Source organism: Streptomyces sp. NPDC020597, from assembly GCF_044335095.1.
Lineage (GTDB): Bacteria > Actinomycetota > Actinomycetes > Streptomycetales > Streptomycetaceae > Streptomyces.
The window spans coordinates 141,798-158,073 of the sequence record NZ_JBIRUL010000012.1 but is presented as its reverse complement, the minus strand read 5'-3'; the positions used below and the strand labels follow the sequence as shown (position 1 = coordinate 158,073).

The window sequence follows — 16,276 nt, the reverse complement described above, 5'->3', positions numbered from 1 at the left end:
GACGGGAGTACCAGTGGAGAAGACTGTGCTTACGGGGTGTCAGGCTGGACGCGGCGGTGGACGACCGTCCCGCCGAGCGCGTCGCCATGCGGAGCGCGAGTCGACGTCCGCTGAACCATCGGCCGGTCCAGCATGGGGCCGACGCCTGTGGGGACATATGCTCCGGCGCCGCAAGGCACTGGCGCTCACCCTGCTGGGCGCGGTACTCGGCAGCGCCTCCATGATCGCCATGCCCATGGTCGTGCGGCAGATCATCGATGGCGTCATCCTCACCGGTGGGTCGGCACTGTGGCTGTGGCTGACCCTGCTCCTGGTGCTCGGCGCCGCCACAGCCGGCTTCGAGTTCCTCCGCCGCCTGTCGGGGGCTCGCCTCGCTCTCGAAGTCGAGTTCGATCTGCGCAGCGCCATGCACGGCCGTCTTCAGTCCATGGACGCCGAGAACCTCGACCGCATGCCGACGGGGCAACTCGTCGGCAGAGCCAATGCGGACACATCCCTGGTCCAGGGACTGCTCAACTACTTCCCGTTCCTGGGCAGCGACGCGCTGCGGGTCGCCCTGGCGATCGGGGTGATGCTCGTCCTGAGCCCGTCTCTGGCCGTGGTCAGTATCGTCATCGTGCCCATGGTGCTCACTGTCTCCTACAGAATGCGCCGGAAGGTGTTCCCCGCGACATGGGACGCCCAGCAGCGGGTGGGAGACGTCGTCCAGACCGTCGACGAGGTCCTCAACGGGGTGCGGGTTGTCAAGGCCTTCGGCCAGGAGCAGCGGGAAGTCGAGCGAGTGGCCGAGGCATCGCAGGCCGTTTTCGGTTCCCAGATGCGCCTGGTGCGACTGCAGGCCCGCTACCAGCCGGTCCTGCAGGTCATTCCCGTCTTCGGGCAGGTGGCGATCCTGGCCTACGGCGGCTGGCTGGCGCTGCGCCACGAGATCACTCTGGGCACGTTCCTGGCCTTCTCCAGCTACGTCGCCCAACTCGTGCCCCCCGCCGGCCGGTTGGCCCGCCTCCCCGTCATCGCGCAGCAGGCCAGGGCCGGTCTGGAGCGCATCTTCCAGCTCATCGACCTGCGCCCCGCCATCGCCGACGCACCCGACGCGACAGAACTGCCCGCTCTCCGCGGCGACATCACCTTCTCGGGGGTGCACTTCTCCTACCGGGAGGGAGACGAGGTCCTGCGCGGCCTCGACCTGCACATACCGGCCGGGTCCCGTGTCGCGCTCGTCGGCCCGAGCGGGAGCGGCAAGTCGACCGCGGTGGCGCTGGTGTCGCGCATCCACGACCCGCAGCAGGGCACCGTGCTCGTCGACGGCCACGACCTGCGGAACGTCACTCTGCGCTCCCTGCGCAGTCAGGTCGGCGTGGCGTTCGAGGAGAGCTTCCTGTTCTCCACGTCGGTTCGGGACAACATCGCCTACGGATGCCCGGGCGCCGGTGACGCCGACATCGAACAGGCGGCACGCGCCGCGGGTGCGCACGACTTCATCATGGACCTGCCCCATGGCTACGACACCGTGGTGGGCGAGCGGGGCCAGCGCCTGTCGGGCGGGCAGCGGCAGCGAGTGGCCCTGGCCCGGGCACTGCTGTACGACCCCCGGATCCTGATCCTCGACGACGCGACCAGCGCGGTGGACGCCGCCACCGAGGAGGTCATCCACGACGCCCTGCGCGAGGCGACGGCCGGGCGGACCACCGTCCTGGTCGCGCACCGCCGCTCGACCCTACGTCTGGCGGACCGGATCGTGGTCATGGACCAGGGCCGGGTCGTCGATGTCGGCACCCACGAGGAGCTGGTGGAGCGCGACGCGCTGTACCGGACGCTGCTCGGGGAGCTCGAAGGGGACGCCGCCGACGGCGGGACCGAACCGGCCTCGCCTTCCGGCACAGGCGCGACCGAGGCACCGGCCTCGCCTTCCGGCACAGGCGCGACCGCCACGGAGCGGGACGAGAAGCATCGGCGCGGACGCGGCGACCACGGCCCTGGCCGCCGCAGCACGGTGGAGGTACCTCCCGAACTGCTGGACCGCGTGGCCGCGCTCGGCCCCGTGCGCGACATCGCGGCGGTTGACCTCGAGACGGAGTCACGCAGGGACCCCTCGTTCAGCCTGGGCGGGCTCCTGTCGGAGTTCCGGCACCTGCTCCTGCTCGGCCTGCTCCTGGTCGTCCTCGACGCCCTGGCTTCAGTGATCGGCCCTTACCTGGTCAAGAACGGCATCAACAGCGGCGTGACGGCCGGATCCAAGGTCGCCCTGTTCACCGCGTCGGGCGTGTACCTGGTGGTGGCCCTGGCCGGCCTGATCGATGAGATCGCCGGCACGTTCGTGACCGGTAAGACCGCCCAACGCGTCATGCTGTCCCTGCGGATCCGGATCTGGGCCCAGTTGCAGCGGCTGTCCCTCGGCTTCTACGAGGGGGAGATGGCCGGGCGGATCATGACCCGGATGACAACCGACGTCAATCAGTTCGAGTCGCTGATCGAGAGCGGCGTACTGTCCGCGATCGTCTCGCTCGTCACGTTCGTCGGCGTGGGGACGACGCTGCTCTTCCTCAACCCCGAACTGGAAGCCGTCATGCTCCCGGTCCTCGTCCCGATGGCCCTCGCGACGGTGCTGTACCGGCGGCGGGGCCGCATACGCTACGACCGGGCCAGGGAGCGGATCGCCGCCGTCAACGCGGACTTCCAGGAGAGCCTGTCCGGGGTACGCGAATCCCAGGCCTTCGTCCACGAGGAGATCGCCAAGACCCGGTACCGGCGGCTCGGCCACGACTACGTCGCCGCCCGTCTCTCGGCCCAACGGCTGATGCTCGTCTATTTCCTGTTCATGGAGTTCCTCTCGGACGCCACGAGTGTCATCGTCCTGGGCGTGGGGGCCGGAATGGTCATGTCCGGGCAGCTGACCGCGGGCGCCCTGATCGCCTTCATCCTCTACATCGACCTGTTCTTCTCTCCCGTCCAACAGCTGTCGCAGGTCTTCGACTCGTGGCAGCAGACCCGGATCTCGGTGAACCGCATCGCCGAGCTCATGAAGGTCGACAGCCTCACCCCCAGCCCGGCGAACCCCGTGGAAACGGGTCCGCTGACCGGTGAGGTGGTCTTCGACGACGTGCACTTCTCCTACCTGACCACGGCGCCCGTCTCGCCGGCCGGGCCACCCGAGGCGCTGCGTGGCATCAGCCTGCGTATCGCGGCCGGCGAGACGGTCGCCCTGGTCGGCGAGACCGGCGCGGGCAAGTCGACCCTGATGAAGCTGCTGGCACGGTTCTACGATCCGAGCGAGGGTGCCGTACGCGTCGACGGCCACGATCTGCGCGCGCTCGACCTGTCCTCGTACCGGCGGCGGCTCGGTTATGTGCCACAGGAGGCGTTCCTGTTCACCGGATCGGTCCGCGACAACATCGCCTACGGTCGGCCCGGGGCTGGCGACGCCGAGGTCGAGGCGGCGACGCGGGCGGTCGGCGCCCACGACTTCGTCACCGGGCTGCCCGGCGGCTACCGGTGCGTGCTGGCGGAACGCGGCCGGTCCCTGTCGGCCGGGCAGCGCCAGCTCATCGCCTTGGCCAGGGCCGAGCTGGTCGACCCCGTCCTGCTCCTGCTGGACGAGGCCACGGCCAACCTCGACCTCGGCACCGAAGCCCGGGTCACCGCCGCGATGCGGCGCGTCTCGCGCGGCCGGACCACGATCGTGATCGCGCACCGCCTGCAGACGGCGCGGACCGCGGACCGCATCGTCGTCCTCGACGGCGGCCGGATCATCGAGACCGGGCCGCACGAGGAGTTGCTCGCCAGGGGCGGGAAGTACGCCTCGATGTGGCAGGCCTTCGAAACAGCCGGCCACGCCGGAGGGAACACCGCGCTCGAAGTGCGCGCTTTGCGTTCGCCGAGCGGATAAGACCGTGTCCTGCGTGGTGCGGCGGACGAGTCGCTTGTAGCGGCACAGGGCGGCGGCGAGGCCGAGAAAGGCCAGGCAGTTGCGGGGGATTCGTTCGCAGCGGGGGCTGAGTCTGCGGTAGCCGGACAGCCAGGACGTTGGGTCGGCCGCGCGGCGAGGTGTCTGCCGTGGCAGCTCCTTTTCCTCGCGGCCTCCCGCCGAACCGGGCTTGACGCTTTCGCTGTCACCCGACTCTTTAGTGATCAATGACTTGGAGCTCTGGCACCCGCAGGTCCGAACGGCGCGTCTACCTTCGTGCGTCCTCCGATCCATCAGGTGGTGTTCGAGCCGGCCCGGCCTCGGTCGACCCGCGAGGGGCCCGTGTGGATCCACGGTTTGGCGCTCTGAGCCGGACCCTTCCTGATCGGCCGGTACCGGCGGCTGGCGGCCTCGGTCAACGCGGCCGAACGCAAGGCCGCGAACACCGGGGCCTGGATGGGGCTGGCCGGAGCCATGGCCGGCGGGATCGCCTCGACTGGTACGAACGGACACGCCTGGCCACTGTCCGACGCTCCGTCGAGTCCGGGCAGCAGTTCAGCCGCTCATTCACCGGTCACTCCAGTTGACCGTGCTTCGAGCGGGCTCGCGAGGAGATCCTCTGTCTCGCGCTGCACGTCAGCCGGCTGACAGCACGGGACGACCCGGCGGAGGGCACCCATGCCGGCACATGACGACGACCAGGGTGCAGCAGCGATCCTCCGAGGTGTCGGAGGCCAGGAGAACGTCACACGTCTGACCCACTGCTTCGTGCGTCTCCGCTTCCACCTGCGCGACCCGGCAGCCGCCGACATCGAGGCCCTGACCGCGCACCCTGCCGTTGCATACGCCGTCTGGCAGCTGGACGAACTCCACATCGCCCCAGGGCGCGACCCCTTCGGCCTGTTCGGCGAACTGAAAGACGTACTCGGCGACGTGGCTTCGCGCCAGAACCTTGCGGGATGCCCCGCTGTTGCCCTTGATCGAGGGCGCACCGCATCGTGCCCGGCAGCCCGCGCGGGGCTCCTCGCGACAACATCGGCAGAACAGCCCGTACGGCCGCCGCCCCTGCGGTGACGCCTCATCAGAACGATCGTCATCCGAGCGTCAAGACGGCTGTCGCCGTCCGGGCCGAGATACGTAAAGACGATCACATCGATTCGACAACCACCACAGGAACGCCAGGTCGGACAGCCTTCGCGAGCCGAAAAGGTGCTCCACACCGTGCGCTCGGGGAAACAGGTCGAGTCCACCCGGCCGCACCTGAGGTGCCTATGAAAGTCGCAGGTCAGAGCCCCTTTGCGGCAGGCTCCAAAATCGCCACGCACTCCACATGGTGCGTCATCGGGAACAGGTCGAACGCCCGCAGCGTCCGCACCCGGTAGCCGCCGTCCCGGAAGTAGGCCACGTCCCGGGCCAGCGCGGCCGGGTCGCACGCCACGTAGGCGATCTTCCGCGCGCCCAGCGACGACAGGTGCTCCACGGTCTTCTTGCCCGCGCCCGCGCGCGGCGGGTCCAGGACGATGAGGTCGACCTCGGTGATCCCGGTCCGGGGAAGGACGCTCTCCACCTTGCCCTGCTCGATCCGCACCCGGTCGAAGCCGGCGAGATTGTGCCGGGCGTCCTCGACGGCGCGCTTGCCGGACTCGATGCCGAGGACCGCGCCCTTGTCGCCGAGCCGGTCGGCCAGCGCTCCGGCGAAGAGGCCGACGCCGCAGTACAGGTCGAGCGCCATGTCGCCCTTGCGCGGCAGCAGGCCCTGCATGACGGCCTTGACGAGGGTGTCGGCGGCCTGCGGGTGGACCTGCCAGAAGCCGCCGCTGCCGACGCGATGGGTGCGGCCGTCGGCCCGCTCCCGTACGAACCCGCGGCCGTGGACGCGGTGGATGCCGCCGTCGTGCTCCTCGACGCGCATGACGGAGACGGGCCTGTCGAGCTCGACGAGGGGCAGGCGGGCGCCGGGCCGGGGCTCGAGGATCACCATGCGGTCCTGGGAGCCCGTCGCGGCGATGGCGTCGACGGAGGCCATGCCGGACCAGTCGCGCTCCTCGATGCCCAGCTCGCTGACGCCCTGCGCCGCGATCATGCAGTGCTCGATCGGCTCGACCTCGTGCGAGCGGTGGCGCCGCAGGCCTGCGTTGCCGTCGGCGTCCACCGCGTACTGCACGCGGGTGCGCCACTGGGGCACCTGGCCCGCCGGCAGCTTGTCACCCTCGGCCGGCATCACGGTGCCGTCCCAGCCGGCCTCCTCGGGCGTGAGGCCCGCGAGCCGCTGCAGCTGCTCGGCGATGACCTCGCCCTTGAGGCGGCGTTGCGCGCCGGGCTTGGCGTGCTGCCAGTCGCAGCCGCCGCAGCGGCCGGGACCGGCGTACGGGCAGGGAGCCTCGACGCGGTCCTTGGACGCCTGGAGGATCTGCACCGCGTCCGCCCGCAGGAACCGCGCGCCCTCCTCGCCCTCCGTGACCCGGGCCACCACCCGCTCGCCGGGCAGTGTGTGCCGGACGAACAGGACCTGGCCGGCGTCGGTCCGGGCGATGCAGTGGCCGCCGTGGGCGACGGGGCCGACCTCGACCTCGTACTCCTGCCCGACGAGTGATGCCGCCTGCGGATTCTTCGGTTCTGCCTGCATGGCGGGGTGACTCCACAACGTCGAACGAGGAACGGCCGGACAACAGCCCACCAGTCTACGTGGCTGTCGTCCGGCCGTTCACCATGCGCCGGGGCGCGGGGTCGGGGTCCGCGCGGAACGGGGTCCGCGGAGCGAGGGTCCGCGGAACGAGGGTCAGTCCTTCGCGTCGGGCCCCGAGGGGCTCCCGGCGTTGCCGGAATCGGGCCGGCCGCGCGGAGCCGACGGCTCCTTCGGGTGGTGCCCCTCCTGCAGCGGTCCGCGCCGCACCGAACCGGGAGCGTTCCACTCCTGACGCCTGCGCGCCCGCTTCTTCGCCGCCTCGGAGGACTGCAGCTGGTAGGGGACCGACGTGACCATGACGCCCGGGGTGAACAGCAGCCGGCCCTTCAGCCGCAGGGCGCTCTGGTTGTGCAGCAGGTGCTCGTACCAGTGACCGACCACGTACTCGGGGATGATCACCGACACGGCGTCGCGCGGCGACTCCCTGCGCAGGCTCTTCACGTACTCGATGACCGGCCGGGTGACCTCGCGGTAGGGCGAGTCCAGGACCTTCAGCGGCACGTCGATCCCGCGCCGCTCCCACTCGTCGCGCAGTGTCTTCGTCTCGGCCGGGTCGACGTTGACGGTCAGCGCCTCCAGGGTGTCGGAGCGCATCAGCTTGGCGTAGGCGAGGGCGCGCAGCGTCGGCCGGTGGATCTTGGAGATGAGCAGCACGGAGTGGACGCGCGAGGGCCGGACGCTGTCGTCGCTGGGGCCCTCGGGGGCGGCGATCTCGGCGGCGACGCCGTCGTAGTGGCGGCGGATCGCGGTCATCGTCCCGTAGAAGATCACCATGCCGAGCAGGGCGACCCAGGCTCCGTGCGTGAACTTGGTGCCGAGGACGACGACCAGGACCAGGCCGGTGAAGAAGGCGCCGAAGGTGTTGATCGCCCGCGAGCGGACCATGTGACGCCGCTTGACCTGGTCGGTCTCGGTGGCCAGGAGCCGGTTCCAGTGCCGGACCATGCCGGTCTGGCTGAGCGTGAAGGACACGAACACGCCGACGATGTACAGCTGGATCAGCCGGGTGGAGTCGGCGCCGTAGATGACGACCAGCAGGGTGGCCGCGCCGGCCAGCAGCACGATGCCGTTGGAGAAGGCGAGGCGGTCGCCGCGGGTGTGCAGCTGGCGCGGCAGGTAGCGGTCCTGGGCGAGGATCGAGCCGAGCACCGGGAAGCCGTTGTAGGCGGTGTTCGCCGCCAGGAACAGCACCAGGGCGGTGGCCGCGGCGAGCACGATGAACAGGAAGCTGCCCTTGCCGAAGACGGCCTCGGCGACCTGGGTGATCACCGGGTTCTGGACGTACTCGGAGCCGACGGCGACGCCGTTGTGCAGCAGGTCGGCGGCCGGGTTCTCGGCCATCCGGACGTCGGTCACCAGGGCCAGGACGATGATCCCGCAGAACATGGTGACGGCCAGCAGGCCCATCGCCGCGAGCGTGCTCGCCGCGTTCTTCGACTTGGGCTTGCGGAAGGCGGGGACGCCGTTGGAGATCGCCTCCACGCCGGTGAGCGCCGCACAGCCGGAGGAGAAGGCGCGCAGCAGCAGGAAGACCAGGGCGAAACCGGCCAGGCCCTGGTGCTCGGCCTTGATCGTGTACTCGGCGGTCGGCGCCCGCATGGTGTCGCCGAGCACCACCCCGCGGAAGGCGCCCCAGGCGATCATGATGAAGACGCCGGCGACGAACACGTAGGTCGGGATGGCGAAGAGCTTGCCGGACTCCTTGACGCCGCGCAGGTTCATCAGCGTCAGCAGCACGATGACGGCGACCGCGCAGGCCACCTTGTGCTCGACGACGAACGGGATGGCGGAGCCGAGGTTCTCGATGCCGGAGGCGATGGAGACGGCCACCGTGAGGACGTAGTCGACGAGCAGCGCGCTCGCGACGGTCAGGCCGGCCTTGGGGCCGAGGTTGGTGGTGGCCACCTCGTAGTCGCCGCCGCCGCTCGGGTAGGCGTGGACGTTCTGCCGGTAGGAGGCGACCACCGTGAACATCAGCACGACGACCGCGAGGGCGATCCACGGGCTGAAGTGGTAGGCCGACACGCCCGCGATGGACAGGACCAGCAGTACCTCCCCAGGCGCGTAGGCCACGGAGGACAGCGGGTCGGAGGCGAAGACGGGCAGAGCGATGCGCTTCGGCAGGAGCGTTTCTCCGAGCCGATCACTGCGCAGTGCGCGCCCGATCAGGATCCGTTTGGGCACGTCGGTCAGTTTGGACACAACAGAGGATCGTAGGCCTTCGAACACGGGACCGCCCACCCTCCCCCGGGCTCAGCCGGGTGACGGCGTGGCGCGTCTGCCTCCCGGGTGAAATCGGCCGGTCGGCGGCTGGGCGATCCACCGCCACGGCAGTCGCCATGTCTATATGACAATTCCCCGCCCACTGCCGCCCCTCGGAGGGTCCATGCACACGACCGCGGAGCTCATCGGCGCCGTAGGAACCTTGGCAGGCCTGGGAGTTCTTACCTTCCTGAGTCTGTGGAGCATCAGCCGACGCTGAACCGCCCTCCCCCGGCGCGCCGCGGACGGTGCACGGGGGTGCCCTGTGACGACCGTGCCTGTGTAGCTTGGGCGGCGGTCTGAGACCCTGTTCCCAGCCAGGCGAGAAATTTATGGACTTCTTTACTTCTTGACCCTCGGAAGGACGGTCGTGCACATCGTCATCATGGGCTGCGGCAGAGTGGGCTCCGCTCTCGCGCAGACCCTGGAGCAACAGGGGCACACGGTCGCCGTGATCGATCAGGACCCCACCGCCTTCCGACGACTGGGCTCCGGTTTCGGCGGCCGTCGGGTCACCGGGGTCGGCTTCGACCAGGACACGCTGCGCGAGGCGGGCATCGAGGAGGCCGGCGCGTTCGCCGCCGTCTCCAGCGGCGACAACTCGAACATCATCGCCGCCCGCGTGGCCCGCGAGATGTTCGGCATCGAGAACGTCGCCGCCCGTATCTACGACCCGCGCCGCGCGGAGGTCTACCAGCGTCTGGGCATCCCCACCGTCGCCACCGTCCGCTGGACGGCCGACCAGATGCTGCGCAGGCTGCTGCCGTCGGGCGCCGAGCCGCTGTGGCGCGACCCCACCGGGGGCGTCCAGCTGGCCGAGGTGCACGCCGCCGCGTCCTGGGTCGGTCACAAGATCAGCACGATGCAGGAGGAGACGGGCGTCCGCGTGGCGTTCCTGACCCGGCTCGGCGAGGCGATCCTGCCCAGCTCGCAGACGGTCCTCCAGGAGGGCGACCTGGTGCATGTGATGCTGCGCACCGACGAGGTCGAGAAGGTCGAGGCGTCGTTCGCCGAAGGCCCGAAGGAGGACGGTCACCGATGAGGGTCGCCATTGCCGGAGCCGGCGCCGTCGGCCGCTCGATCGCCGGTGAACTGCTGGAGAACGGCCACGAGGTCCTCCTCGTCGACAAGGCGCCGACCGCCATCTCGGTCGAGCGCGTCCCTCAGGCGGAGTGGCTGCTGGCCGACGCCTGCGAGATCACCTCACTGGACGAGGCGGCCCTGCAGCGCTGCAACGTCGTCATCGCCGCGACCGGCGACGACAAGGTCAACCTGGTCGTGTCGCTGCTGGCCAAGACGGAGTACGGCGTCCCGCGCGTCGTGGCCCGGGTCAACAACCCGAAGAACGAGTGGCTCTTCAACGAGTCCTGGGGCGTGGACGTGGCCGTGTCCACGCCGCGCCTGATGTCGGCTCTGGTCGAGGAGGCGGTGAGCGTCGGCGACCTGGTGCGCCTGCTGCGCTTCAGCCACGGCGACGCCAACCTCGTCGAACTGACGCTCCCGGAGGAGTCGGCCCTGGCCGGGACCCAGGTCGGCGACGTGGAGTGGCCGGAGGACACCTCGCTGGTCACCATCATCCGCGGCACCCGGGTTCTCACCCCGACCCGGGAGGACTCCCTGGAGGCGGGCGACGAACTGCTCTTCGTCGCCGCCCAGGCGAGAGAGGAACAGCTCGAGGACCTGCTGTCGGTCCGCAAGGACACCACCGGCGACTGATCCGGTGAAGCGTGACGACGGTGAAGGGCGCCCTGAGATCTCAGGGCGCCCTTCACCGGTTCGAGCGGGGGGCCGGGGGCGCAGCCCCGGGGACGGCCATGGTCGCACCCCGACACGGGACCGCGGTCATCGACGGTGGCGCCCGCCGGTCTCGGAGGCCTCCGCGGCGGCAGCGGCCTTCTCCTCCGCCTCCATCTCCGCGAACACGTCGATCGGCGCGGGCGCCTTCGCGAGGAACACCCAGGTCAGCCAGACGGCCAGCAGGAACGGCGGGATCTTCAGGGCGATCAGCACCCAGCCGAGCTGAGCGGTGTCGGCCCACCAGTACAGCGGGAAGAGGATCGCGCACTTGGCGAGCAGGATCAGACCCCAGGCCCAGCTGGCCTTCGCGTAGGCCTTCTTGCGCCCGGGATTGCGGGTCCGCCAGGAGAGGTTCTCCTTGAAGACCGGGCCGAGGATCAGGCCGATCAGCGGCACCCCGCACAGCGTCGTGATGATGTACGCCAGCGCCAGACCGAGCGTGTAGAGCATGCCCGGCAGGTAGAAGGCCTTGGCGTTGCCGGTCATCATCGCGAAGACGACGCCGAAGGCGACGCCGAAGACGCCGCTGAACGCGTGCTTGACGGTGTCCTTCATCGCCAGGCGGACCACGACTAGGACGACCGACACCGCGAGCGCGGCGATCGCGGACATGTGCAGGTTCTTGTTGATCGTGAAGATCGTGACGAAGACCAGGCCGGGCACCACCGTCTCGACCATGCCGCGGATCCCGCCGAACGCCTCGAACAGCGCGGCCTCCGTCACCGCCCGGGCGTCGGCCGCGGCGGTGTCCTCCGCGGTCGGCTGCTCCACGGTCGTGTCTTCGGTCGGCTTGTCGAGCGACGTCACCGGCTACTCCCTACCCAGGGGTCTCAGTTCGTACTTGGGGTTGAACAGCACCCGGCGGCCCCGGCTCATGGAGACCCGGCCCGATGCGATGAGCCTGCGTCCCGGCTCGATGCCCACGATGGAGCGCCGGCCCAGCCACACGACGTCCAGCGCGGCGCTGCCGTCGAACAGCTCGGCCTCGAGGGCCGGGACTCCGGCGCGCGGCCGCAGGGTGACCGTGCGCAAGGTACCAGTAACCGTGACGATCTGCCGGTCCTGGCAGTCGCCTATCCGTGTGCAGCCGGCCGTCTCGGTGTCCTCGCGCAGCTCCTCGGACTCCAGGTCCTCCTGCGACGAGGAGAGCCGGTCGAGCATGCGCCGGAACCGGCCCACCGGCTTTTCGGAACGAGGGACAGCGCTCATGTCTGAAGCGTACCGGGACGCCCCCTCCGAGCCGTAGCCGCGGCCGTACCCCCGGCCCCCGACGCCGCCGCGCCCTCCGCCCGGCCCGGATCAGCGCTCGAAGCGGTAGCCCATCCCGGGTTCCGTGTGGAAGTGGCGGGGGTGCGAGGGATCCGCCTCGAGCTTGCGTCTGAGCTGCGCCATGTACACCCGCAGATAGTTGGTCTCCGTCCCGTACGACGGGCCCCACACCTCCTGCAGCAGCTGCCGCTGGCTTACCAGGCGGCCGGTGTTGCGCACCAGCACCTCCAGCAGATGCCACTCCGTGGGCGTCAACCGGACGTCCTTCCCGGCCCGGTTGACCTTCTTGGCGACCAGGTCGACGGTGAACCCGTCGGTCTCCACCAGGGCTTCGTCCTCGCCCCCGGCGGGTTCGGCCCGGCGCACGGCGGCCCGCAGCCTCGCCAGCAGCTCGTCCATGCCGAAGGGCTTGGTCACGTAGTCGTCGGCGCCCGCGTCGAGCGCCTCGACCTTCTCGTCCGAGGAGTGCCGGGCGGACAGCACCAGGATCGGCGCCCGGGTCCAGCCGCGCAGCCCCTTGATCACCTCCACGCCGTCCAGATCCGGCAACCCGAGGTCGAGGACGACCACGTCGGGGTGGCGGGCGGCGGCGATCCGCAGGGCGGTGGCGCCGTCGTGGGCCGCGTCGACCTCGTATCCGCGGGCCTTGAGATTGATCACGAGGGCGCGCACGATCTGCGGCTCGTCGTCCACGACGAGCACCCTCGTGGATGCCTGGGGTGACCCCCCGGCCTGGCTCAGCATGAGGTTCGCCTTTCGGGTCGCACGGGTTCCTGCTCGGGGCGCGGGCCGGCCGCGCGGACGGTGAGGACCATGGTGAGGCCGCCGCCGGGGGTGTCCTCGGCCTCGAGGGTGCCGCCCATGGCCTCGGCGAAGCCCCGCGCGACCGCGAGTCCGAGCCCCACCCCCGCACCGCGCGGGGCGTCGCCGTAGCGCTGGAAGGGCGCGAAGATCCGCTCCTTGGCCTCGTCGGGGACGCCCGGCCCTCGGTCCACGACCCGCAGCTCGACGCGGTCGGACATCGCACTGGCGGCGACCAGCACGCGCGCGCCTGCCGGGCTGTACTTGACCGCGTTCTCCACCAGGTTGGCGACCGACCGCTCCAGCAGGCCCGGGTCGACGGCGACCATGGGCAGCGTCTCCGGGATGTCCAGGTCCACGCTCCGCTCCGGCTCCGGCACCCCGCCGAGCGCCATCGGCACCACCTCGTCGAGGTCGGTCTCCCGGATGATCGGCGTGACCGTGCCGGTCTGCAGGCGCGACATGTCCAGCAGGTTGCCCACCAGGTGATCGAGACGGTCCGCGCCCTCCTCGATGCCCGCCAGCAGCTCCGCCCGGTCCTCCTGCGACCAGGCGACGTCCGGGGAGCGGAGGCTGGAGACCGCCGCCTTGATCCCGGCCAGCGGAGTGCGCAGGTCATGGCTGACGGCGGCCAGCAGGGCGGTGCGGATGCGGTTGCCCTCGGCCAGCGCGCGGGCCCGTTCGGCCTCCTCCCGCAGGCGCCGCCGGTCCAGCACGACGACCGCCTGCGCGGCGAACGCGGCGAGCACCCGCCGGTCCTCCGCGGGCAGCACCCGCCCGGTGAGCGCGAGCGCCAGGTGGTCGCCGACGGGCACGTCCACATCGGCCTCCTCGGGCCGATCGACCGGTCTGCCCGCGCCGACGTGGCCCGCGCGGGTCCACGGCGCGCGGTCGTCCGCCCGCTCCAGCAGTGCCGCGGACTCCATCGCGAACGTCTCACGCACCCGCTCCAGCAGCTCCTCCAGTCCGGTCTCGCCGCGCAGCACGTTGCCCGCGAGGTAGGAGAGGATCTCGGACTCGGCCCGCAGCCGGGCCGCCTGGTGGGTGCGCCGGGCCGCCAGATCCACCACGGAGGCCACCGACACCGCGACCCCGACGAAGACCACGATGGCGACGATGTTCTTCGGGTCGGCGATCGTCCACCGGTGCAGGGGCGGTGTGTAGAAGTAGTTCAGCAGGAGCGAGCCCACGGCCGCGGAGGCCAGTGCGGGCAGCAGACCGCCGAGCAGCGCCGCCGCCACGGTCACCGCCAGGAACAGCAGCATGTCGTTGGCCAGGCCGAGGTCGACCGCGTTCAGCAGCAGCGCCGCGAGCACCGGTCCCGCCACGCCGGTGAACCAGCCCCAGGCGATCCGGGTCCGCCCGAGCCTGGCGCCCCGGGCCACCGGCAGCCCGCGCCCCCTGGCCACCTCCTCGTGGGTGACGATGTGCACGTCGAGGTCGGTCCCCGAGTCCCGGGCGACCGTCGCGCCGACCCCGGGCCCGAAGACGTACTGCCAGGTCTTGCGGCGGGAGGAGCCCAACACGATCTGGGTGGCGTTGACGCCGCGGGCGAAGTCCAGCAGCGCGGCCGGCACGTCGTCGCCCACCACGTGGTGGAAGGTGCCGCCGAGGTCCTCCACGAGGGTGCGCTGGAGCGCCAGCTCCTTCGGGGAGGCCGACGTCAGTCCGTCGCTGCGGGCGATGTACACGGCCAGCACCTCGCCGCCCGCGCCCTTCTCCGCCAGTCGCGCCGCCCTCCGGATGAGGGTGCGGCCCTCCGGGCCGCCGGTCAGGCCGACCACGATCCGCTCGCGCGAGCCCCAGATCGCCGACACCCGGTGGTCGCGACGGTACTGCTTCAGATACGCGTCGGCCCGGTCGGCGACCCACAGCAGGGCCAGCTCCCGCAGGGCGGTGAGGTTGCCGGGCCGGAAGTAGTTGGACAGCGCCGCGTCGACCTTGTCCGGCCGGTAGACGTTGCCGTGGGCCATCCGCCGGCGCAGCGCCTGCGGCGACATGTCCACGAGCTCGATCTCGTCGGCGCGCCGCACGAACTCGTCGGGCACCGTCTCCTGCTGCCGGACGCCCGTGATCGACTCCACGACGTCACCGAGGGACTCCAGGTGCTGGATGTTCACCGTGGAGACGACGTCGACGCCGGCCCCCAGCAGCTCCTCCACGTCCTGCCAGCGCTTGACGTTGCGCGAGCCCGGGATGTTCGTGTGGGCGAGTTCGTCCACCAGGGCGACCTGCGGGGCGCGGGCGAGGACCGCGTCCACGTCCATCTCCGGGAAGGAGCCGCCGCGGTACTCCAGTTCCCGGCGCTCGATCTGCTCCAGGCCGTGCAGCAGCACCTCGGTGCGCTGCCGGCCGTGGTGCTCGACGTACGCCGCCACGCAGTCCGTGCCGCGCTCCTGCCGCCGGTGCGCTTCGGACAGCATGGCGTACGTCTTGCCGACGCCCGGTGCCGCACCGAGGTAGATCCGAAGCTTGCCGCGTGCCATGGCCTCACTGTCTCCCGCTGAAACTGCTGGTGCAGCGTCGACCTTACGGCCAACGGTCCCGACAAATAGGATGATCCGACAGGCGAGGGACGCCGTTGACGCAACCCTGACGCGAACCGGCGACCGCGGGCGGCCCTCGCCCCTTCATCGGACGGGCCCCCCGGATCGGTTCACGCACCCTCGCCGTCGCGGGCCCCGCGGCGAGGGCGGCGGAGCGCCGGGGCCGCGCCCCCGGCGGGCACGGCGAAGGGCCACACCCCCGTGAGGGTGCGGCCCTGTCAGCCGTCGTCGGGCCCGTCGCCGGACTACCGGACCTCGGTGATCTCCGGTCCGCGCTGCAGCTGGCCCATGCCCCCGGAGAAGCGGGAGCTCTCGTCCTGCTGCTGCACGCCCTCGGGCACCATCTGCGCGTCGTTCGGCAGCTTCAGGACGATCGGGTCGCGCGGCGCCATCGGCCCCTCGCCGCGCACCACGACCGTGTCCCGGAAGATCTGCTCGAGCAGACCCGCCGCCTGCGGCTGCACCGCGCCCTGGCCCGAGATCACCCCGCGCAGGAACCAGCGGGGACCGTCCACGCCGACGAAGCGCACGACATGGAAGCCGCCCGTGCCGTCCGGCAGCTGCACCGGCACCTGGGCCCGCAGCTCCCAGCCCAGCGGTCCTTCGACCTCGTCGACGATGCCGCCCTGCTGGGTGATGCCGGAGCCGATCTCCTCGCGCACCTCGCCCCAGATGCCCTCGCGCTTGGGAGCGGCGAAGGCCTGCAGCTGGATGGCGCTGTCCCGCAGCACGACCGTCGCGGCGACGATCGCGTCGCCGGCGACCTCGACCCGCAGCTCCATGCCGTCGACCCCGGGCACGAAGAGCCCACCGAGGTCCACGCGCCCCTCGGCGGGATCGCGCACCTCCGAGTCGTCCCACGGCCCGTCGGGCCGCGGCTCCGGCTCGAGCCGCACGCGCTCGCGCGCGCCCTCCACGTCGTCCGCCTCAGCGTCGACACTGTCGACGACCTGCTCGGCCTCGCCGGCCGCGTCCTCGGCGGCACCCTTCTTGTTGCGACGTCCGAACACG

Annotated in this window: 11 protein-coding genes and 1 pseudogene; 4 read left to right on the top strand and 8 right to left on the bottom strand. The window is 71.0% G+C overall.

Translation table 11 applies throughout. The features are described from left to right. The first annotated feature begins 157 nt into the window (after nucleotides 1-157). Nucleotides 158-3,886: an ABC transporter ATP-binding protein gene (locus ACH4ZA_RS22280; protein WP_398431092.1), complete on the top strand. Its 3,729-nt coding sequence runs from the start codon at nucleotides 158-160 to the stop codon at nucleotides 3,884-3,886. 12 nt (nucleotides 3,887-3,898) lie between these two features. Here ACH4ZA_RS22280 and ACH4ZA_RS22275 read toward each other — a convergent pair. After that, nucleotides 3,899-4,021 (bottom strand): annotated as a pseudogene (locus ACH4ZA_RS22275) (IS5/IS1182 family transposase); the annotation flags it as partial. A gap of 561 nt (nucleotides 4,022-4,582) precedes the next feature. On the opposite strand from ACH4ZA_RS22275, the gene ACH4ZA_RS22270 reads away from it, so the two are divergent. Next, nucleotides 4,583-4,978, top strand: coding sequence for a PTS transporter subunit EIIB (locus ACH4ZA_RS22270; protein ID WP_398431090.1), 396 nt, complete (start codon nucleotides 4,583-4,585; stop codon nucleotides 4,976-4,978). Nucleotides 4,979-5,189: 211 nt separating this feature from the next. Here ACH4ZA_RS22270 and ACH4ZA_RS22265 read toward each other — a convergent pair whose 3' ends face one another. Both ACH4ZA_RS22265 and ACH4ZA_RS22260 read right to left on the bottom strand, forming a co-directional pair. Further along, nucleotides 5,190-6,530 (bottom strand): class I SAM-dependent RNA methyltransferase, encoded by a 1,341-nt coding sequence (locus ACH4ZA_RS22265; RefSeq protein ID WP_398431089.1) that lies wholly within the window; start codon nucleotides 6,528-6,530, stop codon nucleotides 5,190-5,192. Nucleotides 6,531-6,683: 153 nt separating this feature from the next. Continuing rightward, the gene (locus ACH4ZA_RS22260; protein WP_319280657.1) at nucleotides 6,684-8,792 is read right to left on the bottom strand and encodes an APC family permease; all 2,109 of its coding nucleotides are present in this window, start codon (nucleotides 8,790-8,792) and stop codon (nucleotides 6,684-6,686) included. A 430-nt stretch (nucleotides 8,793-9,222) separates the two neighbouring features. On the opposite strand from ACH4ZA_RS22260, the gene ACH4ZA_RS22255 reads away from it, so the two are divergent. After that, nucleotides 9,223-9,894, top strand: coding sequence for a TrkA family potassium uptake protein (locus tag ACH4ZA_RS22255; RefSeq protein WP_057575491.1), 672 nt, complete (start codon nucleotides 9,223-9,225; stop codon nucleotides 9,892-9,894). Then, the gene (locus ACH4ZA_RS22250; protein WP_319280661.1) at nucleotides 9,891-10,568 is read left to right on the top strand and encodes a TrkA family potassium uptake protein; all 678 of its coding nucleotides are present in this window, start codon (nucleotides 9,891-9,893) and stop codon (nucleotides 10,566-10,568) included. The genes ACH4ZA_RS22255 and ACH4ZA_RS22250 overlap by 4 nt, the downstream gene beginning before the upstream one ends. A 126-nt stretch (nucleotides 10,569-10,694) precedes the next feature. Here the strand turns inward: ACH4ZA_RS22250 and ACH4ZA_RS22245 are convergent, their stop codons facing one another. The 5 genes from ACH4ZA_RS22245 to ACH4ZA_RS22225 form a co-directional block, all read right to left on the bottom strand. Continuing rightward, nucleotides 10,695-11,456 carry a DUF3159 domain-containing protein gene (locus ACH4ZA_RS22245; RefSeq protein ID WP_398431087.1) on the bottom strand — a complete coding sequence of 254 codons (762 nt, stop codon included), beginning with the start codon at nucleotides 11,454-11,456 and terminating at the stop codon, nucleotides 10,695-10,697. A 3-nt stretch (nucleotides 11,457-11,459) separates the two neighbouring features. Next, the gene (locus ACH4ZA_RS22240; RefSeq protein WP_306948879.1) at nucleotides 11,460-11,858 is read right to left on the bottom strand and encodes an OB-fold nucleic acid binding domain-containing protein; all 399 of its coding nucleotides are present in this window, start codon (nucleotides 11,856-11,858) and stop codon (nucleotides 11,460-11,462) included. Between the two features lie 90 nt (nucleotides 11,859-11,948). Next, nucleotides 11,949-12,662 (bottom strand): response regulator, encoded by a 714-nt coding sequence (locus ACH4ZA_RS22235; protein WP_398431086.1) that lies wholly within the window; start codon nucleotides 12,660-12,662, stop codon nucleotides 11,949-11,951. Next, on the bottom strand, nucleotides 12,656-15,205 hold the full coding sequence (locus tag ACH4ZA_RS22230; RefSeq protein ID WP_319280669.1) for an ATP-binding protein: 2,550 nt from the start codon (nucleotides 15,203-15,205) through the stop codon (nucleotides 12,656-12,658). The genes ACH4ZA_RS22235 and ACH4ZA_RS22230 overlap by 7 nt, the downstream gene beginning before the upstream one ends. 305 nt (nucleotides 15,206-15,510) lie before the next feature. Then, nucleotides 15,511-16,275, bottom strand: a complete 765-nt coding sequence (locus ACH4ZA_RS22225) for a DUF3710 domain-containing protein (RefSeq protein ID WP_057575478.1) — start codon at nucleotides 16,273-16,275, stop codon at nucleotides 15,511-15,513. Nucleotide 16,276 lies beyond the last annotated feature (1 nt).

What these genes read in the sequence shown, in the direction of transcription:
- ACH4ZA_RS22250 (WP_319280661.1), top strand. Translation starts at nt 9,891, where the DNA reads ATGAGGGTCGCCATTGCCGGAGCCGGCGCCGTCGGCCGCTCGATCGCC.
- ACH4ZA_RS22265 (WP_398431089.1), bottom strand. Translation starts at nt 6,530, where the DNA reads ATGCAGGCAGAACCGAAGAATCCGCAGGCGGCATCACTCGTCGGGCAG.
- ACH4ZA_RS22280 (WP_398431092.1), top strand. Translation starts at nt 158, where the DNA reads ATGCTCCGGCGCCGCAAGGCACTGGCGCTCACCCTGCTGGGCGCGGTA.
- ACH4ZA_RS22230 (WP_319280669.1), bottom strand. Translation starts at nt 15,205, where the DNA reads ATGGCACGCGGCAAGCTTCGGATCTACCTCGGTGCGGCACCGGGCGTC.
- ACH4ZA_RS22270 (WP_398431090.1), top strand. Translation starts at nt 4,583, where the DNA reads ATGCCGGCACATGACGACGACCAGGGTGCAGCAGCGATCCTCCGAGGT.
- ACH4ZA_RS22240 (WP_306948879.1), bottom strand. Translation starts at nt 11,858, where the DNA reads ATGAGCGCTGTCCCTCGTTCCGAAAAGCCGGTGGGCCGGTTCCGGCGC.
- ACH4ZA_RS22235 (WP_398431086.1), bottom strand. Translation starts at nt 12,662, where the DNA reads ATGCTGAGCCAGGCCGGGGGGTCACCCCAGGCATCCACGAGGGTGCTC.